Source organism: Alcanivorax hongdengensis A-11-3 (assembly GCF_000300995.1).
Classification (GTDB): domain Bacteria; phylum Pseudomonadota; class Gammaproteobacteria; order Pseudomonadales; family Alcanivoracaceae; genus Alcanivorax; species Alcanivorax hongdengensis.
Genome location: NZ_AMRJ01000041.1, coordinates 1 through 22581 on the forward strand (window position 1 = coordinate 1; position 22581 = coordinate 22581).

General features: G+C 62.3%; 22 protein-coding genes. 8 read left to right on the top strand and 14 right to left on the bottom strand.

The window, feature by feature from the left end; all coding sequences use genetic code 11:
• Nucleotides 1-83: 83 nt before the first annotated feature.
• The 5 genes from A11A3_RS15995 to A11A3_RS16015 form a co-directional block, all read right to left on the bottom strand.
• The gene (locus tag A11A3_RS15995; RefSeq protein WP_008930372.1) at nucleotides 84-2246 is read right to left on the bottom strand and encodes a malate synthase G; all 2163 of its coding nucleotides are present in this window, start codon (nucleotides 2244-2246) and stop codon (nucleotides 84-86) included.
• A gap of 231 nt (nucleotides 2247-2477) precedes the next feature.
• Complete coding sequence (gene ttcA, locus A11A3_RS16000) at nucleotides 2478-3347, bottom strand: tRNA 2-thiocytidine(32) synthetase TtcA (RefSeq protein ID WP_008930373.1); 870 nt, start codon at nucleotides 3345-3347, stop codon at nucleotides 2478-2480.
• Nucleotides 3347-4144: an SDR family oxidoreductase gene (locus A11A3_RS16005; protein WP_008930374.1), complete on the bottom strand. Its 798-nt coding sequence runs from the start codon at nucleotides 4142-4144 to the stop codon at nucleotides 3347-3349. Before A11A3_RS16005 ends, ttcA begins: the two co-directional genes overlap by 1 nt.
• Before the next feature lie 104 nt (nucleotides 4145-4248).
• A complete protein-coding gene (locus A11A3_RS16010) occupies nucleotides 4249-5448 on the bottom strand; it encodes an acyl-CoA dehydrogenase family protein (RefSeq protein ID WP_008930375.1) in 1200 nt (399 codons plus the stop codon).
• Between the two features lie 10 nt (nucleotides 5449-5458).
• Nucleotides 5459-6556 (bottom strand): acyl-CoA dehydrogenase family protein, encoded by a 1098-nt coding sequence (locus tag A11A3_RS16015; protein WP_008930376.1) that lies wholly within the window; start codon nucleotides 6554-6556, stop codon nucleotides 5459-5461.
• 222 nt (nucleotides 6557-6778) lie between these two features.
• On the opposite strand from A11A3_RS16015, the gene A11A3_RS16020 reads away from it, so the two are divergent.
• The 3 genes from A11A3_RS16020 to A11A3_RS17315 all read left to right on the top strand — a co-directional run bounded on the left by A11A3_RS16020 (nucleotide 6779) and on the right by A11A3_RS17315 (nucleotide 9346).
• Nucleotides 6779-7867, top strand: coding sequence for a GGDEF domain-containing protein (locus tag A11A3_RS16020; RefSeq protein WP_237738886.1), 1089 nt, complete (start codon nucleotides 6779-6781; stop codon nucleotides 7865-7867).
• A gap of 52 nt (nucleotides 7868-7919) precedes the next feature.
• On the top strand, nucleotides 7920-8471 hold the full coding sequence (locus A11A3_RS16025) for a YecA/YgfB family protein (protein WP_008930378.1): 552 nt from the start codon (nucleotides 7920-7922) through the stop codon (nucleotides 8469-8471).
• Nucleotides 8472-8569: 98 nt separating this feature from the next.
• Nucleotides 8570-9346: a DUF2914 domain-containing protein gene (locus tag A11A3_RS17315; RefSeq protein ID WP_083851794.1), complete on the top strand. Its 777-nt coding sequence runs from the start codon at nucleotides 8570-8572 to the stop codon at nucleotides 9344-9346.
• Nucleotides 9347-9352: 6 nt separating this feature from the next.
• Here A11A3_RS17315 and A11A3_RS16035 read toward each other — a convergent pair whose 3' ends face one another.
• Together A11A3_RS16035 and A11A3_RS16040 are read right to left on the bottom strand one after the other, a co-directional pair.
• Complete coding sequence (locus A11A3_RS16035) at nucleotides 9353-9904, bottom strand: hypothetical protein (RefSeq protein ID WP_008930380.1); 552 nt, start codon at nucleotides 9902-9904, stop codon at nucleotides 9353-9355.
• 55 nt (nucleotides 9905-9959) lie between these two features.
• Complete coding sequence (locus tag A11A3_RS16040) at nucleotides 9960-11531, bottom strand: GMC oxidoreductase (protein ID WP_040297319.1); 1572 nt, start codon at nucleotides 11529-11531, stop codon at nucleotides 9960-9962.
• Between the two features lie 135 nt (nucleotides 11532-11666).
• On the opposite strand from A11A3_RS16040, the gene A11A3_RS16045 reads away from it, so the two are divergent.
• Together A11A3_RS16045 and A11A3_RS16050 are read left to right on the top strand one after the other, a co-directional pair.
• The gene (locus tag A11A3_RS16045; protein WP_008930382.1) at nucleotides 11667-11924 is read left to right on the top strand and encodes a hypothetical protein; all 258 of its coding nucleotides are present in this window, start codon (nucleotides 11667-11669) and stop codon (nucleotides 11922-11924) included.
• Between the two features lie 94 nt (nucleotides 11925-12018).
• Nucleotides 12019-13119: a prolipoprotein diacylglyceryl transferase family protein gene (locus A11A3_RS16050; RefSeq protein WP_008930383.1), complete on the top strand. Its 1101-nt coding sequence runs from the start codon at nucleotides 12019-12021 to the stop codon at nucleotides 13117-13119.
• Here A11A3_RS16050 and modC read toward each other — a convergent pair whose 3' ends face one another.
• The 6 genes from modC to A11A3_RS16080 form a co-directional block, all read right to left on the bottom strand.
• Entirely contained in the window at nucleotides 13120-14172 is a 1053-nt protein-coding gene (gene modC, locus A11A3_RS16055) for a molybdenum ABC transporter ATP-binding protein (RefSeq protein WP_008930384.1), read from the bottom strand.
• A complete protein-coding gene (gene modB, locus A11A3_RS16060) occupies nucleotides 14169-14846 on the bottom strand; it encodes a molybdate ABC transporter permease subunit (protein WP_008930385.1) in 678 nt (225 codons plus the stop codon). Before modB ends, modC begins: the two co-directional genes overlap by 4 nt.
• Nucleotides 14836-15561 (bottom strand): molybdate ABC transporter substrate-binding protein, encoded by a 726-nt coding sequence (gene modA, locus A11A3_RS16065; protein WP_008930386.1) that lies wholly within the window; start codon nucleotides 15559-15561, stop codon nucleotides 14836-14838. Before modA ends, modB begins: the two co-directional genes overlap by 11 nt.
• Before the next feature lie 84 nt (nucleotides 15562-15645).
• Nucleotides 15646-16593 carry an oxygen-dependent tRNA uridine(34) hydroxylase TrhO gene (gene trhO / locus A11A3_RS16070; RefSeq protein ID WP_008930387.1) on the bottom strand — a complete coding sequence of 316 codons (948 nt, stop codon included), beginning with the start codon at nucleotides 16591-16593 and terminating at the stop codon, nucleotides 15646-15648.
• Nucleotides 16590-16922 carry a BolA family protein gene (locus tag A11A3_RS16075; protein WP_008930388.1) on the bottom strand — a complete coding sequence of 111 codons (333 nt, stop codon included), beginning with the start codon at nucleotides 16920-16922 and terminating at the stop codon, nucleotides 16590-16592. The genes trhO and A11A3_RS16075 overlap by 4 nt, the downstream gene beginning before the upstream one ends.
• 52 nt (nucleotides 16923-16974) lie before the next feature.
• Nucleotides 16975-18516: a carboxylesterase/lipase family protein gene (locus A11A3_RS16080; protein WP_008930389.1), complete on the bottom strand. Its 1542-nt coding sequence runs from the start codon at nucleotides 18514-18516 to the stop codon at nucleotides 16975-16977.
• A 214-nt stretch (nucleotides 18517-18730) separates the two neighbouring features.
• On the opposite strand from A11A3_RS16080, the gene A11A3_RS16085 reads away from it, so the two are divergent.
• Both A11A3_RS16085 and A11A3_RS16090 read left to right on the top strand, forming a co-directional pair.
• Nucleotides 18731-19105 (top strand): phasin family protein, encoded by a 375-nt coding sequence (locus A11A3_RS16085; protein WP_008930390.1) that lies wholly within the window; start codon nucleotides 18731-18733, stop codon nucleotides 19103-19105.
• A 118-nt stretch (nucleotides 19106-19223) separates the two neighbouring features.
• Nucleotides 19224-20285 (top strand): AraC family transcriptional regulator, encoded by a 1062-nt coding sequence (locus A11A3_RS16090; protein ID WP_008930391.1) that lies wholly within the window; start codon nucleotides 19224-19226, stop codon nucleotides 20283-20285.
• Here the strand turns inward: A11A3_RS16090 and A11A3_RS16095 are convergent.
• Nucleotides 20239-21360 (bottom strand): NAD(P)/FAD-dependent oxidoreductase, encoded by a 1122-nt coding sequence (locus A11A3_RS16095; RefSeq protein ID WP_008930392.1) that lies wholly within the window; start codon nucleotides 21358-21360, stop codon nucleotides 20239-20241. The two genes, A11A3_RS16090 and A11A3_RS16095, sit on opposite strands and share 47 nt — an antisense overlap.
• Nucleotides 21361-21524: 164 nt before the next feature.
• On the opposite strand from A11A3_RS16095, the gene A11A3_RS16100 reads away from it, so the two are divergent.
• A complete protein-coding gene (locus tag A11A3_RS16100) occupies nucleotides 21525-22505 on the top strand; it encodes a malate dehydrogenase (protein WP_008930393.1) in 981 nt (326 codons plus the stop codon).
• The last annotated feature ends 76 nt before the right edge of the window (nucleotides 22506-22581 follow it).

Consider the following 22581-nt stretch of genomic DNA (forward strand, 5'->3'; position numbering starts at 1 on the left):
TATGACCGCCCCAAACTGTGGGACAGCAGTGCGCATCAGCGGGGCTTTTTCGTTACTGCCTTTCGGTTACCACCAGGAAACCGTTATTGGGCAGCTTTCAGCTCACGGCGACGACGGTGCAGAACCGGCTCGGTGTAACCGCTGGGCTGCGCGCAGCCTTCGAATACCAGCTCTACCGCCGCCTGGAAGGCCACAGACTTGTCGAAATCCTTGGCCATGGGGGTGTACAGCGGGTCGTTGGCATTCTGACGATCCACCACTTCCGCCATGCGCTTGAGGGTTTCCATCACCTGCTCTTTGTTGGTGATGCCATGATGCAGCCAGTTGGTCACGTGCTGGCTGGAAATCCGCAGGGTGGCACGGTCTTCCATCAGGCCGATATCGTTGATATCCGGCACCTTGGAGCAGCCCACACCCTGGTCGATCCAGCGCACCATGTAACCGAGGATGCCCTGGGCGTTGTTGTCCAGTTCCTGCTGGATTTCCTCGGCGGACAGTTCGTTGACCAGCAGCGGCAGCGTCAGGATGTCATCCAGGGAGGCGCGCGCACGGCCCGCCAGCTCGGCCTGCACGGCCGCCACATCCACTTCGTGGTAGTGGGTCACGTGCAGGGTCGCTGCGGTCGGTGACGGTACCCAGGCACAGTTGGCACCGGCTTTCGGGTGGCCGGCCTTGTTGGCCATCATGGCCGCCATTTCATCCGGCATGGCCCACATGCCCTTGCCAATCTGGGCATGGCCCGGCAGGCCACATTCCAGGCCGATATCCACGTTCCAGTCTTCGTAGGCCTTGATCCAGGCCATGCCTTTCATGTCGCCCTTGCGTGCGAACGGACCGGCTTCCATGGAGGTGTGCATTTCGTCACCGGTACGATCCAGGAAACCGGTGTTGATGAAGATGACGCGATCCTGGGCCTGACGGATACATTCCTTCAGGTTCACGGTGGTGCGACGCTCTTCGTCCATGATGCCGATCTTCAGGGTCTTGGCCTGCAGACCCAGCGCCTTCTCGACACGCTCGAACAGCTCAACGGCAAAGGCCACTTCTTCCGGGCCATGCATCTTCGGCTTCACAATGTATACGGAGCCGGTGCGGCTGTTGCTCAGTTTGTTGATTTTCTTCAGGTCGTGCATGGCGGCAAGTACAGTGACCATGCCGTCCATGATGCCTTCCGGGGTTTCCTCACCGTTCATGAGGATGGCCGGGTTGGTCATCAGGTGACCCACGTTGCGCACCAGCAGCAGGGAGCGGCCATGCAGGGTCAGGGTGGAGCCGTCCAAGGCGGTGTATTCACGATCGCCGTTCATGGAACGGGTCATGGTCTTGCCACCCTTCTCGAAGGATTCCTGCAGGTCGCCTTTCATCAGGCCCGCCCAGTTGCGGTATACCTCGACCTTGTCTTCCGCATCCACGGCGGCCACGGAATCTTCGCAGTCCTGGATGGTGGTGATGGCAGATTCCAGCAGCACATCCTTCATGTTGGCCGCATCTTCCGCACCGATCGGGTGGCTGGCGTCAAACTGGATCTCGGCATGCAGGTTGTTGTGCTTGACCAGCACGCCGCTGGGGGCTGCCGCGTCGCCCAGGTAACCCTGCAGCTGGGACTCGTCTTTCAGACCGGTCTTCTCACCGCCCAGGGACACTTCCAGCTTGCCCTCAACGATGGCGTAGCCGGTGCTGTCCTTGTGGGAACCGCTGGCCAGCGGGAAGTAGTTGTCCAGAAAGTCGCGAGCCCAGGCAATTACCTTGGCGCCGCGCTTGGGGTTGTAGGCACCGCCTTTCTCGGCACCGCCCTCATCGGAGATCACGTCGGTGCCGTAAAGGGCATCGTACAGGCTACCCCAGCGGGCATTCGCCGCGTTAAGGGCAAAACGGGCGTTCTTCACCGGCACCACCAGCTGCGGGCCGGCGATGGTGGCGATTTCTTCATCCACGTTGGCGGTGGTGACCTTGAAGTCTTCGCCTTCGGGCAGCAGGTAACCTATCTCGGTCAGGAACTGCTTGTATTCAGCCATGTCGATGGACTGCCCTTTGCGGGCCTTGTACCAGTCGTCCAGCTGCTTCTGGATAGCGTCACGCTTTTCCAGCAGCGCCTTGTTCTTGGGCGCCAGGTCCTTGAGGATGCTTTCCAGCTCGGCCCAGAAGTGCTCCGGGTCCACGCCGGTGCCCGGCGCAATCTCGTTGACTACCAGATCATGGAGTTCGGCAGCGATTTCCAGGCTACCCTTCTGAATACGATCGGTCATGGTGCTCCTACCCTTCTGGTCGAGAGAGTCTTGGTTAATCGGGACAGTTCGCGAAAACTCGGGGGCCGACCCACGCGCTGGCGTGATCGGGCAAAGCCATCGAGAAAGCCCGGGAAAGTGGTTTGCTGAGGGCCCAGGCGGGTATCCCCAGAAAAGGCGCCGGCATTTTACCGGAAACGGCGCCGCGAATCATGTTTAGTGACAAAGCGGCCAAAACTGGCGTTTTTTTGATCAGCCGAACAGGTTGATCACATCCAGTCGGTGGGCCTGATCGCCGCCACGCTGCTGCCCTTCTTCCAGCGTCTCGAAATCGAACAGACGGGTATCGGCCAGCTGTGAGGGGGCAATATTCTGGATGGCGGCAAAGATGTTCTCGATGCGCCCGGGCTGCTCCCGGTCCCAGCGGTTAAGCATGTCCTTGATCACCTGGCGCTGCAGGTTCTCCTGGGAGCCGCACAGATTGCACGGAATGATCGGAAAATCCTTGAACGCGGAGAACTCGATGATGTCCTTTTCGCGGCAGTAGGCCAGCGGGCGAATGACGATATTGCGGTTATCATCACTGCGCAGCTTGGGCGGCATGGCTTTCATCTTGCCGCCATAGAACATGTTCAGGAACAGGGTCTCGATGATGTCGTCGCGGTGGTGACCCAGGGCGATCTTGGTGGCACCGATTTCCTCGGCAAAGCCGTACAGGCTGCCCCGGCGCAGTCGGGAACACAGGCCACAGGTGGTTTTGCCCTCCGGCACCTTCTCCTTGACGATGGAATAGGTGTCCTTTTCCAGAATGTGGTAGGCCACCCCCTCGCGCTCCAGGTACTCGGGCAGCACATGCTCCGGGAAACCCGGCTGCTTCTGGTCCAGATTGACCGCCACCAGCTCGAAATTGACCGGCGCCGAATGCTGCAGGTTACGCAGGATCTCCAGCATGGTGTAGGAATCCTTGCCCCCGGACAGGCACACCATCACCTTGTCGCCCTCGCCAATCATATTGAAATCGGCGATGGCGCGACCGGTCTCCCGCCGCAGCTTCTTTTGCAACTTGTTGAAGCGGGTACGTTTTTTGGCGTCCAGCTGGGCGTCCTGGGGCTGCAGAGACATTACGTCACCTTCATCTTGCGGATCAGTCGGCGGTACAGGGGCGGAGACCAGCGTTTGAGATAGATGCCGGCCTTTTCGCGGCCGGCGATGATAACCTGATCCCGGCCGTGCTGCACGGCCTGCACAACACGCCGGGCACATTCCTGCGGGTCCATGCCTGCCTGCTGGGCCTCGTCCATGCTGCCCTGGGCACTGCCATCACCCACCAGTGCATTGATGGAAACCTGGGTGCGGATGAAGCCGGGCATCACCAGGGTCACGCGGATACCGGCATCGTACTCCTCGGCCCGCAGGGACTCGAAGAACCCGTGCAGGGCATGCTTGCTGGCACTGTAGGCGCTGCGCAGCGGCGTGGGCAGCTCCCCGACCAGCGAGGTAATCACCACAAAGCGGCCCCTGCCCTGCTCTTTCATCCAGGGCAGCACAGCCTTGGTCAGTGCCACCGTGCCGAAGAAGTTCACCTCCATGATACGCCGGTCCACCGCCAGGTCGGTGTCGGCCACCAGGGAGCGCTGGCTGATACCACCGTTGTGTACCAGCTGATCAAGGCGGCCCAGGCGGGCCCGCACCTGTTCCACCGCCGCCGGCAGCGCCGCGCTGTCGGCCAGGTCCAGCGGTACGATCTGATGATCATCGCTGTTGACCAGGGCCTGGCGGACCCGTTGCAGCTCTTGCTCGCGGCGCGCTGACAGCACCAGGGTGGCGCCACGGCGGGCGTATTCACGCGCCAGCGCCTCACCAATGCCGGATGACGCCCCGGTAATCCAGATTACCTTGCCAGCCAGGGATTCAGACATGGTCACTCCTTGAAAGGGGGTTGAGGGTCAGGTTGGCGCTCAAGATGGCACGCCGAAACGTAAAAAGCGCGGAAACACCGCGCTTTTTACTCGCTCCACGGGGCTTATTTCAACTCTCGGGAGGACAGGCCAAGCAGATGCCGTGCCACGATCAGCTGCTGAATCTGCTGGGTGCCCTCGAAGATATCGATGATCTTGGAATCCCGGGCCAGTTTTTCCAGCAGGGTCTGCTCGGAGTAGCCCAGCTCACCGCACAGGGCCACACACTGGAGCGTCACGTCGTTGCCCATGCGCCCGGCCTTGGCCTTGCACATGGATGCCTCTTTGGAATTGGGCTGACCATTGTCAGCCATCCAGGCGGCCTTGAGCGTCATCAGACGGGCCGCTTCCAGGTCCGCCTCCATGCGATAGAGCGCCAGCTCGCGGGCAGAACTATTATAAGGTAGTTTCGAGAAATCAGCCTTAACCCCCTCTTTTTCATGCAGTTCGCGGGTTATTTCCAGGGCGGCACGGGCAACCCCCAACGCCATGGCCGCGACCTGGGGGCGGGTATTGTCAAAGGTCTGCATGACGCCACCAAAGGCCTTCTTTCGCGCCTCTTCGGTGTCACCCACCTCCTCGCTGCCGAGCAAATGATCACGGGGAATACGGCAATCGTTGAACGCCAGCGCGGCGGTGTCGGAGATGCGCAGGCCCATTTTGTCCTCTACCCGGACCAGCGTCAGTCCGGGCGTATCCCGAGGCACGATAAAGGACTTGATGGCAGCCTTGCCCAGCGACTTGTCCAGGGTCGCCCATACCACAATGGCATCACAGCGCTGGCCCGCAGTGCAGTAGATCTTCTCGCCATTGAGCACCCATTCATCGCCGTCCAGCTGCGCGGTGGTACTGACCGCCGCGGAGTCGGAGCCGGCGCCCGGCTCGGTAATGGCCATGGCACAGTAGAGCTTGCCGTACTGGGCCTTCTGCTCCGGGCTGCCCACCGCCATGATGGCCGCATTGCCCAGACCACTGCCGGGAATCGACAGCATCAGCCCCACATCGCCCCAGCACATGGCTTCCACCGCCAGAATACCGGTCATATTACTGCCATTACGGATGGCGCCATCATCACCCGCGCCCTTCTTGCCTTCGCCGCGGGGCATGGCGGCCATCATCTGCGCCACCGGCTTGAGTTCTTGCGGTGTGTCGCCGTGCTCGATGGCGTCGTACTTGCGCGAAATCGGCCGGAATACGGTACTGGCCAGCTGCTGGGCCATCTGCTGGACCTGGCCGAGCTTCTGCGGAATTTCCAGATTGATCATCGTCGTCTCCTCAAACCATCAGGCTGCCGTGAAGCACGGCGATGCTGCGCAGATTGCGATACCACATCTCCAGTGGATAATCGCGCACAAAGCCGGCACCACCGAACAGCTGAATACCGTTGGTGCCGATTTCCATGGCCTTTTCCATACACTGCAGATGCGCCAGATAAGCCTCGCGGGTAAACGGCAGGCCCTGCTCCGCCCGGCTCGCGGCACGCAACATCATCAAGCGCATGCCCTCGATTTCGATGCCCATATTGGCCACCATGAAGGCCACCGACTGACGCCAGGCAATGGGCTCGCCAAACGCCTTGCGCTCCTTCACGTAGGGAATGCTGTAATCCAGCACCGCCTGGCAGGTGCCTACCGCCAGGGCGCTCAGACCAATGCGTGACAGCGCCATAAGCCGCTCGAGATCAAAATGGGCCAGGCGATCGCCCAACGGCACCTTGACCTGCTCCAGATTCAGGGTGCACAAGCCGGCACCGCGCAGGCCCATATAGGCCTGGGGCGTGATACTCAGGCCATCGACGTCAGCCGGCACCACGAAGGCCGCCGGCCCGTCATCGTCCATGGCCACCACCACAAACCAGTGGCAGGACGCCGCCATCGGAACCAGCGCCTTGCTGCCGGAAAGCCGGTAAGCATCGCCATGACGCTCTGCCCGACATTGCAACTGCGACGGCTCGAACGCCATACCTGGCTCGGCGAGCGCCACCGCCGCGGCCTGGAAGCTGTCACTGGCCAGTGAAGGCAGCCAGCGCTCCTGCTGATCGTCATTACCGAAATCCATCAGGGCATGCACCGCCCCCATGGGCTGTAACGCGGCCAGCGCATGGGACATGTCGCCCTCCGCCAGGTCTTCAATCACCAGAGCAGCGGACAGCGGTGAACGTGGCAGGCCGACGCCGCCCAGGGCTTCCGGGATCGGCATCAATGGCAGGCCCAGCGCGGCGATACCGGCAACAATCTCGTCATCGGCACCAGCCTGTTCATCGGCTTCACGGGCCCGCGGCGCCATCACCTGGCGGGCAAAACGCCGGGAACCTTCCCGGGTAATTCGCTGTTCTTCTGTCAGGGACAGATCGAAAAGTGCATCGGTGGACATCCTCAAGCCTCATGAGTAGCCAATGGATTACATAAAACCAAGCAAACGGTCGTTTGATTTCGTCAGGCAGTGTGTCACTCTCGACTGACCTTGTTCAATGGCGAAATCGCTCAGGCAAGCCTGGCAGCCGCTGAAAAGTACAAAAACTGGGCCGACACCGGTAAAGCCTGTAAGGTTTTGATAACAATCAAATAACAACCTACTCCCGTACAAAGGTGCTGCGTGTTCAAACTGATTCCCGCGCAACCCCATGAAAGAGCGGTGCGATTGCGCCGCCAGATGATGGCGATCTACTCCTACCTGCTGCTCTGGCTAGGGGTCTATCTGGGTGTCGAGCTGTCAGCCTTCGACCCCAACACGCCGCATTTGCAGCTTTTCGGCGGGCTGTTCGCGATCAACATCGTGTTTTACCTGATGATTCGCTTCGGGCTCAGCGACCGCCTGCGTGATCCCAGTCTGACGGTGGCCCAGATGGTGGTGGGCGTCGCCTTTATCACCGTCATTCTCTATTTCGCCCGCGAGTTGCGCGGTGCCATGCTGAGCATCTACTTCATGGTGATGACTTTTGGTGTTTTTGCCCTGTCGCGTCGGCAGATGGTGCTGATGGCGCTGTTCACCATGGTCTGCTTTACCCTGCTGGAGTTCTATGACTGGCACGAATCACCGGAAACGGTGCTGTTTACCTATCTGTTCGGTCACTGGCTGATCCTGCTGCTGGAACTGGCCTGGTTCGTCTATATCGGCGGCTACATCCACAACCTGCAGGTGCGGGTGCGCGAGCAGCGCGAGAGCCTCAAGGATGCCCACGACAGACTCACGGCCATTGCCGTACGAGATGACCTGACCGGGCTATACAACCGCCGTCACTTCCTGGAGCGGCTGGACGAGGAGCTGGCCCTCAGTGATCGCAAGAACACCGCCTTGCATCTGGCCATCATCGACCTGGATCACTTCAAGCAGGTCAACGACCGCTATGGCCACCAGGCCGGTGACGAGGTACTGCGTCGCTTTGCCGACATCGCCCAGGCGACCTTGCGTCGTTCCGATCTACTGGCCCGTTATGGCGGCGAGGAGTTTGTGGTGCTGTTTCCGCAAAGCAGCGGTGAGGAATGCATGGCGGCGCTGGAGCGCCTGCGTCGGCAGATCGCCGGGCAGCGCTATGAATTCGCGCCGGACCTGTCCACCACCTTCTCTGCCGGGCTGGTGGATTACCGGCGCGGCGAGACCGCCGCCCAGCTGGGTAAACGGGCTGACATGGCCCTCTATGAGGCCAAAGGCGCCGGGCGCAACCAGGTGGTACATAACAGCTAGTGCACAACGCCAGGGACAGCGGGTATCCTTGCCGCCCCAGCGGAGGAAAACCATGTCAGCGATCAGCAATCCCAGCCTCAAGAACACGGCCAAGCATTATTTCGAGAGCCAGGGCGACGACGCCCCCACCTGGACCGAGTTACACGGTCTGCTCTGCGCCCTGGCCGTGGGCCCCCAGGAAAATCCGGCGGACCTGGCCGCGCATCTGGACATGCCGGTACCGGACGAGGTGGCCGACAGCCTGGAACAGCTGCGCCAGCGCCTGACCACCCAGCTGCTCGGCGGCGAGCCCATCAACCTGCCCTGCCTGCTTGATCCCTACCAGGAAGATGACGGCCAGGACCTTGCCAGCTGGTGCGCCGGGTTCATGAGCGGTGTGTTCGTGGACGAGGCCGCCTGGTACGAGCCCGACGAGGAAGCGATGGTGCAGCTGCTGCTGCCTTTTGTGCTGATTTCCGGTCTGGACGACGACCCGGAACTGGACAACCTGTGGCAGGACACCAAGGTGATCCGGCAGATGGCCCTGGGCATTCCCGAGTTGCTCGAAGAGCTGTTCCTGTTTTTCCACGGCCCGGATCAGGGCGACGACACAGGTAACGACTAGCCCGTGAACCAGTTCCACGCCCCCCTGGCGTTAACCCTTTAGTCTTACATGAGGCCAAAAACTCACCACAACAGGCCAACGGTGCTCCAGGGGGGACTATGAGACAACTGCTATGGGCCGCACTCGCCTTGCCCTTGTGCGCGCAGGCTGCCGGTACCGATTGCCCGACACTTCAACGGGCTACCTTCACCTCCGCCGTACAGGACCGCGAGCCCGTGGACGACATCACCGCCCTGCCCGCGGATGCTGCGCAGCTGATGTTCTACACCGAAGTCATGGGAGGCAGCGGTGAAGCGCTACATCACCGCTGGTACCAGAATAATGAGGCCATCTCTGACGTGACACTGTCCGTGGGTTCGGATCAGTGGCGCACCTGGTCATCCAAAACCCTGCAGGACAGACCCCAGCAGCCAGGGGATCAGTGGCGCGTGGACGTTACCACTGACAGCGGCTGTGAGCTGGGCAGCTGGACACTGACTCTCGGCGCGGCAACCGGGACCACCAAGCAGCATGAGGTATCCAGTACGGCTACCACCTTCGACATGGACGCGGCCATCAATACCATCCATGAACTGCTGACCGTGGGTGACATCAGTGCCGCCCGACTGGCCATCAAGCGCGCCAGCAAATACGCCGACGGCACCGACCGTCAGGAGGCCTTGACGGAACTGGATGAACAGACCCGCTCCCTGGCCGAACTGAACAAGGAAATCCGCCAGCGGCAGATCAGCCTGGCCCGGGCCCATCTGCAGACCCTGCTGGCCAGCGTGCCGGCACAGAGCCCGGTCTACGGGCAGCTCAAGAATCGGGAAGCCCTGCTCAACCGCCTCAGCCCGCCGGCGGACAGCGACCTGAAGACCGTCGCCAGCGAATAGCGACCATCAGTCGTCACTCAGTGACAGGTGGCTGATGTCCGGAGTGACGGTTTTTCTTTCATCGGGCAGCTGCCCCAGCTCCTCACCGGCCTGCCCCAGGGACAAATGGCTGGTATCCGGTGCCGGCGGGGAAGCAGCCCGCTCACTGTTATCCATGTCCGAGCCCACATCGGCAACGCTGAACGCCCCGGAGAAGCCCGTGCCACCGGTGCGGATGGTGCCCACGGTCTCCAGCTCCGCATTCTGCTCGCCCTGATCCACATCGGCCGCTGAGGACGCTACCGGTGGCCGGGATTCCTGCACCGGTGCGTCCGTCGTCGCCGACGCCACCGGACGCATTTCACACTGGGCACCGGCCTGCTTCATGACCGCCCGGAATTTCATCGCCGTGGCCTGATCCGCATCCTTCTTGAGCACCACCGGCTTGCCGCCAAACAGCGTCTCCACGCGCGCCGCGTCCATCTTGAACAGGCGCGCCAGATTGGCCTTGACCGTGTCCGGGTCCGCCCCATTGACCAGTTGGCCGGAGAACACCAGCTGATAGCGTGTTTCACTCATGGTCTTGCTGCCTCTTTCACAGGGTGTTGAAAAGCCATTGCGCGCCGATGGCCTTTCAACGGGTTAACTGGCTGGCCGCATATTCGGCCAGCGCGGCAATGGTGCGTGACGGGTTAAGCCCCAGGCTGCGCGGCACCATGGCGCCATCCACCACAAACAGTCCCGGATAGTTGAACACTTCACCGGCATGATTCACCACCCCCTGCTCCACGGAATCGGCCATATTGCAGCCGCCCAGGGGGTGCGGGGTCACCAGGTTTTTAAACCAGCGCCAGGTGGCCGGCGTCATGCCCTTGCCACCGGTGGCATCGGTGAGTGTCTGGTGGCGATCCGCCAGGCCCTGCACCGCTTTCTGCGCGGCCCGGTAGTCCCAGCGCAGTTTCAACCGGTCCCGTTTCCAGGGCCAGTACCAGCGCCGTGCCAGTGAAAAAACGCCCCCGGGATCATCCATAGCCTGGCCGAACCACGGCATCATGTGCGCAAAGGGATCACTGGCCTCACCGTATTCCAGCATGGCCGCGCCCAGACGCGTGCCCAGGAAGCGTTTTTCCTGGCCCAGATGCTCCAGCAGGTTACCCAGCAGGTCCGGTACGCCGCCGTCCTCGACAAAATAACGGGCGCCTTTTTCGTCACCATCAAGATAATCGATGGCACTGGTAATGGTCGGGCCACGGGTGGGCGACAATGTCCGATCCCCGTAATAGGCCGGCGTGGCGAAGTCACCGTTACTGCTCCAGCCATGGCCCAGGGTACGACTCAGTTTTGGCAGGGTGCGGAACTGATCACGGCAACGCAGCAACAGCTCGGTGGAACCCACGGACCCGGCCGCCACGACCACCCTGTCGGCGCGAATCCGTCGCCAGCAGCGCGCATCCAGGTCCCGCACCAGCACTTCATAACCGCCGCCGGATAACGGCGTAATGGTGCGCACATGGTGCAGGGGACGAATCTCTGCGCCGGCCTGTTCGGCCCGGGCCAGATAGTTCAGGTCCAGGGTATTCTTGGCCTGTACCGGACAGCCGATATCGCAATTGCCGCAATGCACACAGGTACCCTGCTGGCGGCCCTGGGCATTGGTCCAGGGCTTGCTGTGGCGGTAGTCGTAGGGGTCATCACGCTGGTCGTGCCAGTCCGGGTCAAAGGTAATCGCCTGGGGCACCACCCGGAAGCGCTCACCGGCGCCAATGGCTTCGGCGCTTTCCTTCATCAGGCGTGTGCGCGGCGTCCATTGATTGTCCGGCAGGCTTTGTACATTGAGCATGACACCGGTGGTGTCGTAATGGGGCTTGAGCACATCGTAGCGGATGGCCTGCGGCCAGCCCTGTTCGAACACTTCGGGTTTGGCCTCCACGCTGACATTGGCATAGATCAGCGAGCCGCCACCGACGCCGGCGCCCATGGCGATACTCATGTCACCAAAATAACGAAAATCGATCCAGCCGTTCTGTTTTTCCGGTTCGTCTTCATCCCACAGCCAGTGCTGCTGACTCACTGACGGGTAATCCTCCGGTTGCCAGCGGCGACCGCGCTCCAGCACCAGCACATCGGCGCCCTTCTCGGCCAGCCGGCAGGCCATGACCGAACCGCCAAAGCCGCTGCCGATGACCAGCACATCCCTTTGCTCCATCTTTCCCCCGTACTCACAGACTTTTCTGGTACTTTTTTCTCAACGGTTAGCACTATAATTTTAACCACCAATCCTGTCTATTTATGGCACTTTCCAGTACGCTACAGCGCCGGCTCACCCTGCCCGCGAAGCACCATGGAACAAATCGATTTCGTCAGTCTTGAAGAACAACAACGGCCCCGCAGCAAGAGCGCCAACAACCCGCGCAAACCGGCTGCCGCCAAGTCCGTCAGCCGCCAGGGTGGTGCCGTTCGCGACGGCTATCGCCGTTTGACCGCCGATATCCCTGCCGATCTGCACAAACGCCTGAAAATGCAGGCACTGATGGAAGATCGCTCCGTTACCGACCTGATTGTTCAGGCGGCGGAAAGTTTTCTGCGCAACCGCGACTGATCCCTGAGCGCGCTTCACCAAACCGTCACCCCGCTGTCACCGTAACGACGAACACGCACGCCATGGTAGGCGAAAACCGCCAATGGAGAGGGTCATGGCTGCGGATCTGTTTCTTGCCGGTTGGGCGTTGCTGTTTGCCGTTGTTTACCGTTTTCTTTTTCGTCATCTGCCGGAGGAGCGCTGGCAATTCGTGGCCTCCCTGCCGCTACGCAAGAATGCCGACGGTTCCTGGCAGGGCCTCAACCTGACCTTCTACGGACTCTTTACCGGCCTGGCCGGGGGCATGGGTGTGGCCTGCTTCATTCTCCTCACCGCCGCCGCCGGTGTGCCGCTGATGACAGCCCTGCTGCTGACCCTCGGCGTGCTGGCAATCTGCCTGCCCAGCGCCAAACTGATTGCCACCCTGGTGGAAAAAAACCGCCACGGCTTCACCGTGGGCGGCGCCTCCTTTGTGGGCATCGTTATCGCCCCGCTGTTCCTGTGGCTGGCGGATCTGGCCAGCCAGGCCTGGTGGCAGACTTCACTGCCGATCCTGCCCATGCTGGCGGCCATGTCGATTGCCTATGTATTGGGCGAAGGGATCGGGCGACTGGCCTGTATCAGTTTCGGCTGCTGCTACGGCCAGGCATTGCGCCATGCCCCCCGTTGGGCCCGGCGCCTGTTCTGCACCCTCAACCATGTGTTCGTGGGCAAGACCAAGAAAATCGCCTTCGCCGGTGAAATGGAAGCGGTGAAAGTCATTCCCATTCAGGCGGTGACCTGTGTGGTCTATACCGCCCTGGCCCTGATCTGCATGGCATTGTTCTTCCACAGCCAGTTCCAGCTGGCTTTTGCCCTGAGTCTGGTGGGTAGCCAGCTGTGGCGGGTCTATTCGGAAACGTTGCGGGCGGATTACCGCGGCGGCAGTTCCCTGATTTCCGCCTACCAGGTCATGGCCCTGCTGGCGGCGCTCTACGGCATTGTCATCAGCGCCCTGTTGCCGGCCCATGTGGGGCTGACCCCCAGTCTGGGCGAGGGGCTCAATACGCTCTGGTCCGCCGGGGTGATTGTCAGCCTGCAGGCCATTACCGTGGTGATGTTCTTCTTCTCCGGTACCAGCACCATCACCACCGGGGAGCTGCGTTTTGGCCTGGCCCGGGACTGGCGCAGCCAGGCCGGTTGCGACCCTGCGCCGGCCACCGCCAGTGAAGGCTGATCAGGCCAGCGCCACGGCCTTGATCTGTGCATACAGTGATTGGCCGGGGAACAGCCCCAGCTGCTGGCGAGAGCGGCTGGAAATTCGCGCCAGCAACAGCTGATCCGCCAGACGCAGCTGCACCATCACCTGCCCCGGCGGCAGCTCGCGTACCGCCACCACCTCCACCGGCAGAATGTTGAGGATACTGCTGTCAGTTACCCGGCTGAGACACAGGCTCACGTCCCGCGCGGCAATACGAATGCGCACCGGATCACCGGCCGTCAGCGGCTTTAATGCCGGTAGCCAGACACCATGCTCCGCCAGCTGCAGCGCCTGCAGATGATGCTCCGGATCATACCGGCCGGCGGTCGCCGACAGTACCGCCGAGGCATCCTGGCGTTGCACCAGCGGGCCATCCAGTTGGGCCAGGGCCTGCTGCAGGGGCATCTGGCTAACCACGGCGCCCTGCTCCATCAGCCATAACTGATCGGCCAGCGCCAGCAGTTCATCCAGATCATGGGTCACATAAAGCACCGGAATATCGGCGGCACAGCGGGCGATCAATTCCAGCAACATCTGCTTGCCGGTCTGATCCAGCGCTGACAGGGGTTCATCCAGCAACAGCAACCGGGGCTTGCCCAGCAGGGCCCGTGCCAGGGCCACTCGCTGGGCCTCGCCACCGGAGAGGGTTTGCACACGCCGTTGCCGCAACGGCGCCAGGTCGGTCTGCGCTATCACCCGCTGCACGTGCTCATCACTGACCCGCCGGCGACGGGCCACGTATTGCAGGTTGCCGGCCACGTCCAGATGCGAGAACAGGGTCGGTTTCTGGAACATCATGCCCAATGGTCGCTGCCAGGGCGGCAACGACCGTCCCTCACCGAGCCACACACTGCCCCCCAGTTCCATCGCCCCCTCACAGGGATGCAGGCCGGCGATCATGCGTAGCAGGGTACTCTTGCCGGCACCGGAACGGCCGAACAGCACGGTCACCCCCCGCTCGGGCAGGCGACCCTGGGCCCGAATCGCCAGGTTGCCAACCTGGCCGGTCAGCGCCAGTTGCAGGCTCATGGCGTCAGCCCCGGTCGCCGCTGCCAGCGAAACAACGCCCACAGCATCACCACGGACATGGCCACCAATACCAGGGCGAGACGATGACCGTTGGCATAATCGCCCGCCTCCACATGCTCATAGAGCGCCACGGATGCCACGCGGGTCTCACCGGGCAGACTGCCACCGATCATCAATACGACACCGAATTCACCCAGCGTATGGGCAAAGCCCAGCATCGCCGCCGCCGCATAACCGGCTCGACTTTGTGGCAGTACCAGGCTGAAAAACCGGTCCAGCGGCCGGGCACCGGCCAGCGATGCCATTTCCAACTGGCCGCGATCCAGTGTCGCAAAGGCATTTTTCAACGGCTGCAGCACAAATGGCAGCGAGTAGATCAGTGAACCGATCACCAGGCCGGTGAAACTGAACGCCAGGGAACGCAGGCCCAGCCATCCGGCCAGCCAGCCACCGGGCCCCTGCGGCCCCAGGGCCAGCAACAGATAGAAGCCCAGTACCGACGGCGGCAACACCAGCGGCAGCGCCAGCAGGGCTTCCAGTAACGCCTGGCCCGGCAAGCGGCGGCGAGCCAGCCACCAGGCCAATGGCGAGCAGACCAGCAGTAACAGGCCGGTGGTCACCAGGGCCAGCTTGATGCTGACCCACAGGGCCAGCCAGTCACCCTCACTGAGCATCGTCCACCTGATAGCCGGCCTGCCGAATCAGCGCCCTGGCCGGCCCGGAAAACAGGTAGCGATAGAAATCACGGGTCGCCGGCCTGTCATTGAGGCGCCCGCCCTGCTGGATGATCGCTGGGTACTGTGACGGGGGAATACGCCAGAGGCTGCCGCCACGGGCCTGCACCTGGCTGAGCGCCACAAAGGCCGCCGCCGCGGCGCCACTGTCCGCGAAGTGAAAACTCTGCGCCACGTTCTCCGCGCGCACCAGCGTTACCGATGGCGGCAGCGACAACCGGGCCAGCACGGCCTCGGCGGCCACCCCGTAGGGGGCGGTGCGCGCATTGGCCAGGGCCAGCGGGCTCAGGCGGCCACGCTCAAGCTGTTCCGGTTGCAGATTGATGCCGCTCTGCGGGGTCCAAAGCACCAGCACTCCGCGGGCATAGGTTCGCACACTGTCGGCAATCAGACGCTGTTCCCGCGCCAGCTCCCGGGGCCGACGCTGGTCAGCGGCGAGAAAGATATCGAAGGGCGCCCCCTGACGAATCTGGGCCGCCAGTTTGCCGGTGGAGGCCACCGTCAGGTGAATGGAGATTGCCGGGTGGGAGCTCTGGTACTGTGCCACCAGTTCGCGCAACGGGGCCGCAAAGTTGGCGGCCACCGCCACCTGCAACGTCTCGGCCCGGGAAATGCTACTGCACAGTAACAGGCACAGCAGAACGGCATATCGCATCAACACACTCCTGAAAGCTCAACAACGGCGAGCCTGATCAGGCAAAGTCTATGCCATGGATAACGGTCACGGCCAATGCCGTGACTAATCTCTGGGATTGTGCCCGCGGTGGGCCTTGCCACGCTGGCGAGCCAGCTCGATCTGCTTCTGGCGTTCGGCAAAGCGCTGCTTTTGCTGGTCGGAGGACTCGTCATAACAGCGCGGGCAGGATACGCCCGGCTGGTACTGGTCACTGGCCTTGTCTTCATCACTGATGGGCCGACGGCAGGCATGACACTGATCGAATTCGCCGGGCTCCAGGTCGTGGTTAACCGTCACCCGCTCATCGAACACAAAGCACTCGCCTTCCCACAAGGAGGCGTCACGGGGCATCTCCTCCAGATATTTGAGAATGCCGCCTTTGAGGTGATAGACCTCGTCAAAGCCCTGCTCCTTGAGGAAGGCGGTGGACTTTTCGCAGCGAATGCCGCCGGTGCAGAACATGGCGACCTTCTTGTGTTTTTTCGGGTCCAGATTGTCCTTCACGTACTGGGGAAACTCGCGGAAGGTGCGGGTCTCGGGATTGACCGCGCCCTTGAAGGTGCCCACTTCGTACTCGTAATCATTGCGGGTATCGATCAGCAATGTCTCCGGGTCGCTGATCACCGCATTCCATTCCTGCGGGTTCAGGTAGGTGCCCACCACGCGGTTGGGGTCGATGCCCTCTACCCCCATGGTGACGATTTCCTTCTTGAGCTTGACCTTGGTGCGCAGGAACGGATGGTCGTCGTGGAAGGACTCCTTGTGTTCCAGATCCGCCAGGCGCGCATCGGCTTTCAGCCAGCCGAGTACCGCATCAATGCCGGCACGAGGGCCGGAAATGGTACCGTTGACACCTTCGCTGGCCAGCAACAGAGTGCCGCGCACATCCTGCTCGTGCATCAATGTCAGCAGCGGCTCGCGCAGCTGCTCGAAGTCCGGCAGGCGGACAAACTTGTAGAGGGCGGCAACGACAATACTGTCAGCCCGCTCGACGAAATGCTGGGTACTCACGCCTTGAACTCCGGATCATGTTTGCTTCCCCCCAGACAATCCGGGGAGGACACCACTTCGCCCCCCTTCGCCTGCCATTCCGCCGGCGTAAAGGTATGCAGGGCCAGCGCATGCACCGGCCCGGCCAGTTCGTCCGCCAGTACCTTGTAAAGTAACTGGTGACGACGCACGGGCAGCATGCCCTCGAACTGCTCGGACACCAGCACCAGTTTGAAGTGGGTTTCCGAGTTGGCCGGCACACTGTGCTTGTGGCTTTCGTTTTCCAGGGCGAAATGTGCCACAGGCAGGGCATCAAAAACCTTGCGCTCGATCAATGCAGCCACACTCATGCTTCACTCCCGGGTGTTCTCGACACGGCCATGGATTCTGGGGCGGCGTATTCTACGCCGTTTCCAGCGGGATTTCAGGTGCCGGAATGATTGCCTGCCAGAGCGCCTCCTCGGCCTCGTCGAACAGCGCGGTCAAGGCGTCGCCGGGGCCGAACTGGTGCACCTGCCGGGCCTCATGCCAACGCGGCCACTGCGGCTCGCGGCCATGGGCCAGATTCCCCCAGGCATTCTGCACCTGTTCGGCCAGTTGTGCGGCCTGATCGCCGCCGCCGGTGAAGAACTGCCCCACCGGCGTGCCGGTAATACCGAACACAAAAGGCACATCGACCACGTGGCAGGCGTCCAGGGGAATGCCCATCATGGTGCAGGGCCAGGTGAACTGCGCGCCCCAGCAATCGCCATTGTGGGCACTTTGGGCATCCAGCAGGCGCAGGGTTGGCACCCGGAACAGCCGGTCGGACTCCATGGCCGATAGCCAGTCCAGCTGGCTGCGGGCCGGGTTCGGTGTCACCGTCTCCCGGTAATGCCGGAAAGCCCGCTCACCGTTGCCCGGCAGGGCTCGCTCGAAACGCCGCAGGATTTCACTGTCATCCATTTCCCGCAATGCCGCCATGGAGGTGGAACCGGCCATCACCCCGCTGTACTGGAAGAAGTGATACTCGTCGGCGCAGACACTGGCCAGCACCCGTTTGTCCGCCGCGGCCCCGGCGGCGATGGCCTCAATCGGCAGCTGCGGCAGCAGGTCACCATCGACCATGGGCAGGAAATTCATCGCGAACTGCGGTGTGGTATCACGCAGGCCCCGTTTCACCAGCACCTTGATGGCCTGGTTCTGGGCCTGGATCCAGGCCTTGCTGTCGGCGGCACGCAGACGTTCGCCAGCACTGCCCTCACCGGGCAGCCCCTGTACAAACGCCTCGGTGACCTTGCCAACCTCTGCCGGCGCCAGGGCAAAATCCGCCCCGCCGGACTGCACAATGGCATTGTGGAACAGCGGTTGCGCCCGTGGCGTGGCAAGCAGTGCACAGACACTGAAGCCGCCGGCAGATTCACCGAAGAGGGTTACCCGCGACGGGTCGCCGGCAAAGCCGCCGACATGATCTCGCACCCACTCCAGCGCCGCCACCTGGTCACGCAGACCCAGGTTACTGTCAGCCCCCAGCTCCGGCGCCACCGCGGTGAAGTCAGCAAAGCCCATGGCGCCCAATCGGTAGGCCGCATGTACCACCACCACCTGCTGGTTACGCGCCAGCGCCGCGCCATTGTAGAGAGGCTGGGAAATGCTGCCGGCCAGATAGCCGCCTCCGTGGAACCACACCATCACCGGGAAAGGCCCTTCGCCCTCGGGCACCCAGATATTCAGGTACAGGCAGTCTTCATCCGACTCGGTAATGCCCATCATCGGGTTGTGCATCTGCAGGGATGGCATCGGGTAACGATCGGCCCGCACCGTCTGCCGGGATGGCGGCAACGGGCGGGGAGCCCGAAAGCGGTTTTCGCCCACTGGCGCCAGGGCAAAGGGCACACCGCGGAACTCCGTGACCCCCTCCCCCGGCACCCCTTCAAAACGGCCTACAGCGGTATTGGCAATCATGCATCTCTCCTGATTTCGCTGTGACAAACCCTATCAGAAGTCATCCGGTCGGACAGGCCAAAGCATATGTTTAATTGTTAGACAAGTTTAACGGCAGTGACTTTTTACATGCATACACTGGCCTGCGTCCTTGTCGGGCTTCCTCACCCCCCGCGATACAAGCCCTTAAGGACTCACGCTGATACCACATTGTGCTTTCAAGGAGGGATATCCCATGAGTGAAGCTGCGACTCTCGAGCAACGTCTGAACGCCCGTGTCGAACAACTGTCCGCCGACGCCAAAGCCGTCGCCGAAAAACTGAACAACGCCGTCACTGGCGCCTACAGCCGTCTGGAAGAAAACGGCACCAGCCTGTTCGAGAAGCTGGTCAAGACCGGCGAAAAACGCCAGAAAGCCCAGGCCAAGCCGCAAAAGAAAGGCGCCAAGGCCGAGCCCTCTCAACTGGAAGCCCAGCTGGATCAGCTGCGCACCAAACTGGCCACGACCCTGGGCCTGCCCACCCGTGATGAGGTGGAAGCGCTGAACAAGAAGCTCACCAGCCTGACCCGCAAGGTCAACAAGCTGGCCAAGGAAGCCAAGGCAAGCTGATTTGCCGCTTGCCGTCCGACCGGAAGGCCCACGGGTCTGCCGGTCGGACAGTTTTCCGTTGACAGGCTCCGGTGCGTTTCGTTGACTAGTCGGTCAGTTCCGACAGTTGCCGACACCCATGACACGCACACCTGCCGACGATGCACAAAAACGCCCTTCACTGAAGCAGAGTACCGCCGCCTCCTTCTGGCTGGAGTATCTGCTGGATGCAGCCCTGCAGGCAGGCATCGATCTCACCGATGAGCTGATTCGCCTCGGCGTCAGCGATGCGCAACTGGAAGCCCCCCAGGCGCGAATCTCCCTGGAAACGGAAAACGCCCTGTTTGACGCTGCCCTGCAGCGCAGCGATGACCCGCTCTTTGGCCTGCACATGGGCGAGCATGTGCGCCCGCGATTTCTTGGCGAGCTGGGTTACGCCAGCATGTCCAGCGCCACCCTGGGCGATGCCATCGAATTAATGATTCCCTTCAATGCGGTGTCCTCGGAATTCACCCGGCTGCGGTTTGCATGGCAGGACGGCAACCTCTGGTTGATCTGGGATACGCCCTTCGAGCACCTGCCCAGTTGCCCGGCACGACTGGAAGCCATGTTTGCCGCGTCCATTACCTACGGACGCTGGCTAATCGGCGCCGAGCGCAACCCGCTGGCCGTGCATTTCAAACATGCTCCGCAGGGAGAGCTGCACGAATATCAGCGTCTGTTTCGTTGCCCGGTGACCTTCGAGGCACAAGACTACGCGGTCTGCCTGGAGGCAGAACTGCTGGACCTGCCGCTGCCCGATGCGGATGCCGAGGTTCACCGGCTGGCCCGTAACCGCATGCAGCAGGCAGTGACCCGCTACCATGCCCGCGATGACCTGCTGCAACAGGTTCGCCTGGAAATCGAAAAACGGCTGCAGCAAGGCGTACCGCAACTGGAAATGATTGCCGAGCAACTGGGCATGAAGCCCTGGACCCTGCGCCGCCGACTGCGCGCGGAGGGCACCGACTTTTCCGCCCTGCTGGAAGACCACCGCCGCCAGCTGGCCTGCGACTGGCTGCGTCATAGCCAGCGCTCGGTCAACCAGATAGCCCTGGAACTGGGCTATTCGGAGCAGAGCGCCTTCAACCGTGCCTTCAAGCGCTGGCTCGGCGTTACCCCACTGCACTATCGGGAACAACCGGATCCTGCCAGCCGCTAAAGCCCGCACCGCGCCAGCGCCGCTTGCACTGCCCCAGGGTCAGGCCGCGGGCAAAGCCTTCCACCAGGGTGCTGCCCAGTCGCCCCTGCAGGATACGGGTGGAAACCGGTCGCAATGGATAAAATAGCCGACTGAGCTGATTCACCTGACGCAACTCCTCGCGCCAGGGCTGCATGGCGCGCTGGTAGTGCTGCGCCGGTGCCGGCCCGAGTAGCGCCTGAGCCGCCCACTGACCACTCAACACCGCGCCATAAATGCCCTCCCCAAGCAGGCTTTCCGTACAACCCGCCGCATCACCGACAAACAGAATACGCCCCTGGCTCAAACGCCCTTGCGGCAACCAGGTCCCCAGCGGATACCCGGCCACCTGATCCGGTGTGCATCCCAGGGTACGCCGGCAATAGGCATCCAGCGCCGGGCGATCCGCTCCGCCAAGTCGGTGCTGCCAGATATACAGCCCCACATTGACATGGTCCCCCTTGGGGAACAGCCAGCCATAACCACCGGGCAAGGCATCAAAATCCAGTGTCATGCCCGGCCAGTCGGACAAGGCCTGCCGGGGCACCAGACCCTCGATGGCCATGGCGCCGGCATGGCGCGGCAACCCCAGCAGACGGGCCACGCTACTGTTGGCGCCATCCGCCGCCAGCAGGTAGCGCCCGGCATATCGGCGGCCCTGACTGTCAGTCACGGTGACACCATGGTGGTTCTGGGTCACGGCTTTCAGGCCAGTCACCGCGGCCACCTGCGCACCCTGCTCCCGGGCCTGCTCCAGGCAATAGGCGTCCAGCTCGCCCCGCTCGGTCATGACACAGAACAGGGAGGGGGCTGACAGGGCCACACGGCCGGGGCGGCTGCCGCCCACATGCAGGGTGTCAATGCGCTCACGGATCACCGGGCCGATATCAAAGCGGTAGCGTTGCAGGGTTTTCATGGTCAGGCCGCCGGCGCAGGGCTTGGCACGGCGACCGGGCCGGTGCAGCACCAGCACCTGCAGCCCGCTGCGCGCCAGGTCCCAGGCCGCCGCGCTGCCGGCCTGCCCGGCGCCGACGATAATCACATCCCATGTCGTCATTGACTGTCTCCTGACGCTTTTGTCCAGTTTGAACCTTGCCCCGTGCGCTTGCCGCCCGGCTCCTTTATAATGCGCGCCGTCCCGGACCTCTGATCCATGTCACCACAAGTGGCATAGCTCAGAGGTCCTCCGGTTTCTCCCGAATTCTAGCTTGGAGATTGTTCATGAAAGCACCCGTACGCGTAGCCGTCACCGGCGCCGCTGGCCAAATCAGCTATTCCCTGCTGTTCCGCATCGCTTCCGGCGACATGCTCGGCAAGGATCAGCCCGTTATTCTGCAGCTGCTGGAAATCACCCCGGCGCTGGAAGCCCTGAAAGGCGTGATCATGGAGCTGGAAGACTGTGCCTTCCCGCTGGTTGCCGGCATCAGCGGCACCGACGACGCCAACGTGGCCTTCAAGGATGCCGACTACGCGCTGCTGGTTGGTGCTCGTCCGCGCGGTCCGGGCATGGAGCGTAAAGACCTGCTGGAAGCGAACGCCGCTATCTTCTCCGCCCAGGGTAAAGCCATCAACGACAACGCCAGCAAGGACATCAAGGTCCTGGTTGTCGGTAACCCGGCCAACACCAACGCCCTGATCGCCCAGCGCAACGCGCCGGACATCAACCCGCGTCAGTTTACCGCCATGACCCGTCTGGACCACAACCGTGGCATGGCGCAACTGGCCACCAAACTGGGCAAAACCGTCAACGACATCAAGAAGATGACCATCTGGGGCAACCACTCCTCCACCCAGTACCCGGATCTGCACCACTGCGAAGTGGACGGCAAGATCGCCGTGGACCAGGTTGAGCAGGACTGGTACGAAGGCACCTACATCCCGGAAGTTCAGCAACGTGGCGCCGCCATCATCAAGGCCCGCGGTGCGTCCTCCGCCGCTTCCGCCGCCAACGCTGCGGTTGACCACATGCGTTCCTGGGCGCTGGGCACCGCCGAAGGCGACTGGGTATCCATGGGCATCTACAGCGATGGCTCCTACGGCATCCAGGAAGGCCTGATCTACTCCTTCCCCTGCACTTGCAAGGACGGCGACTGGAGCATCGTTCAGGGCCTGGAAGTCAACGACTTCTCCCGTGCCAAGATGCAGGCCACCGAGCAGGAACTGGCGGAAGAGCGTGACGCTGTTTCCCACCTGCTGCCGTAAGGCAAGGTCGGTACAGAAAAGGGGCTCTCACGAGCCCCTTTTTTTAGGTTCTTCGCATTTTAGCGGGGAAGAGAGG

Coding starts and splice junctions, on each gene's coding strand:
- A11A3_RS15995 (WP_008930372.1), bottom strand. CDS start 2,246: ATGACCGATCGTATTCAGAAGGGTAGCCTGGAAATCGCTGCCGAACTC.
- ttcA (WP_008930373.1), bottom strand. CDS start 3,347: ATGTCTCTGCAGCCCCAGGACGCCCAGCTGGACGCCAAAAAACGTACC.
- A11A3_RS16005 (WP_008930374.1), bottom strand. CDS start 4,144: ATGTCTGAATCCCTGGCTGGCAAGGTAATCTGGATTACCGGGGCGTCA.
- A11A3_RS16010 (WP_008930375.1), bottom strand. CDS start 5,448: ATGATCAATCTGGAAATTCCGCAGAAGCTCGGCCAGGTCCAGCAGATG.
- A11A3_RS16015 (WP_008930376.1), bottom strand. CDS start 6,556: ATGTCCACCGATGCACTTTTCGATCTGTCCCTGACAGAAGAACAGCGA.
- A11A3_RS16025 (WP_008930378.1), top strand. CDS start 7,920: ATGTCAGCGATCAGCAATCCCAGCCTCAAGAACACGGCCAAGCATTAT.
- A11A3_RS17315 (WP_083851794.1), top strand. CDS start 8,570: ATGAGACAACTGCTATGGGCCGCACTCGCCTTGCCCTTGTGCGCGCAG.
- A11A3_RS16035 (WP_008930380.1), bottom strand. CDS start 9,904: ATGAGTGAAACACGCTATCAGCTGGTGTTCTCCGGCCAACTGGTCAAT.
- A11A3_RS16040 (WP_040297319.1), bottom strand. CDS start 11,531: ATGGAGCAAAGGGATGTGCTGGTCATCGGCAGCGGCTTTGGCGGTTCG.
- A11A3_RS16045 (WP_008930382.1), top strand. CDS start 11,667: ATGGAACAAATCGATTTCGTCAGTCTTGAAGAACAACAACGGCCCCGC.
- A11A3_RS16050 (WP_008930383.1), top strand. CDS start 12,019: ATGGCTGCGGATCTGTTTCTTGCCGGTTGGGCGTTGCTGTTTGCCGTT.
- modC (WP_008930384.1), bottom strand. CDS start 14,172: ATGAGCCTGCAACTGGCGCTGACCGGCCAGGTTGGCAACCTGGCGATT.
- modB (WP_008930385.1), bottom strand. CDS start 14,846: ATGCTCAGTGAGGGTGACTGGCTGGCCCTGTGGGTCAGCATCAAGCTG.
- modA (WP_008930386.1), bottom strand. CDS start 15,561: ATGCGATATGCCGTTCTGCTGTGCCTGTTACTGTGCAGTAGCATTTCC.
- A11A3_RS16075 (WP_008930388.1), bottom strand. CDS start 16,922: ATGAGTGTGGCTGCATTGATCGAGCGCAAGGTTTTTGATGCCCTGCCT.
- A11A3_RS16080 (WP_008930389.1), bottom strand. CDS start 18,516: ATGATTGCCAATACCGCTGTAGGCCGTTTTGAAGGGGTGCCGGGGGAG.
- A11A3_RS16085 (WP_008930390.1), top strand. CDS start 18,731: ATGAGTGAAGCTGCGACTCTCGAGCAACGTCTGAACGCCCGTGTCGAA.
- A11A3_RS16090 (WP_008930391.1), top strand. CDS start 19,224: ATGACACGCACACCTGCCGACGATGCACAAAAACGCCCTTCACTGAAG.
- A11A3_RS16095 (WP_008930392.1), bottom strand. CDS start 21,360: ATGACGACATGGGATGTGATTATCGTCGGCGCCGGGCAGGCCGGCAGC.
- A11A3_RS16100 (WP_008930393.1), top strand. CDS start 21,525: ATGAAAGCACCCGTACGCGTAGCCGTCACCGGCGCCGCTGGCCAAATC.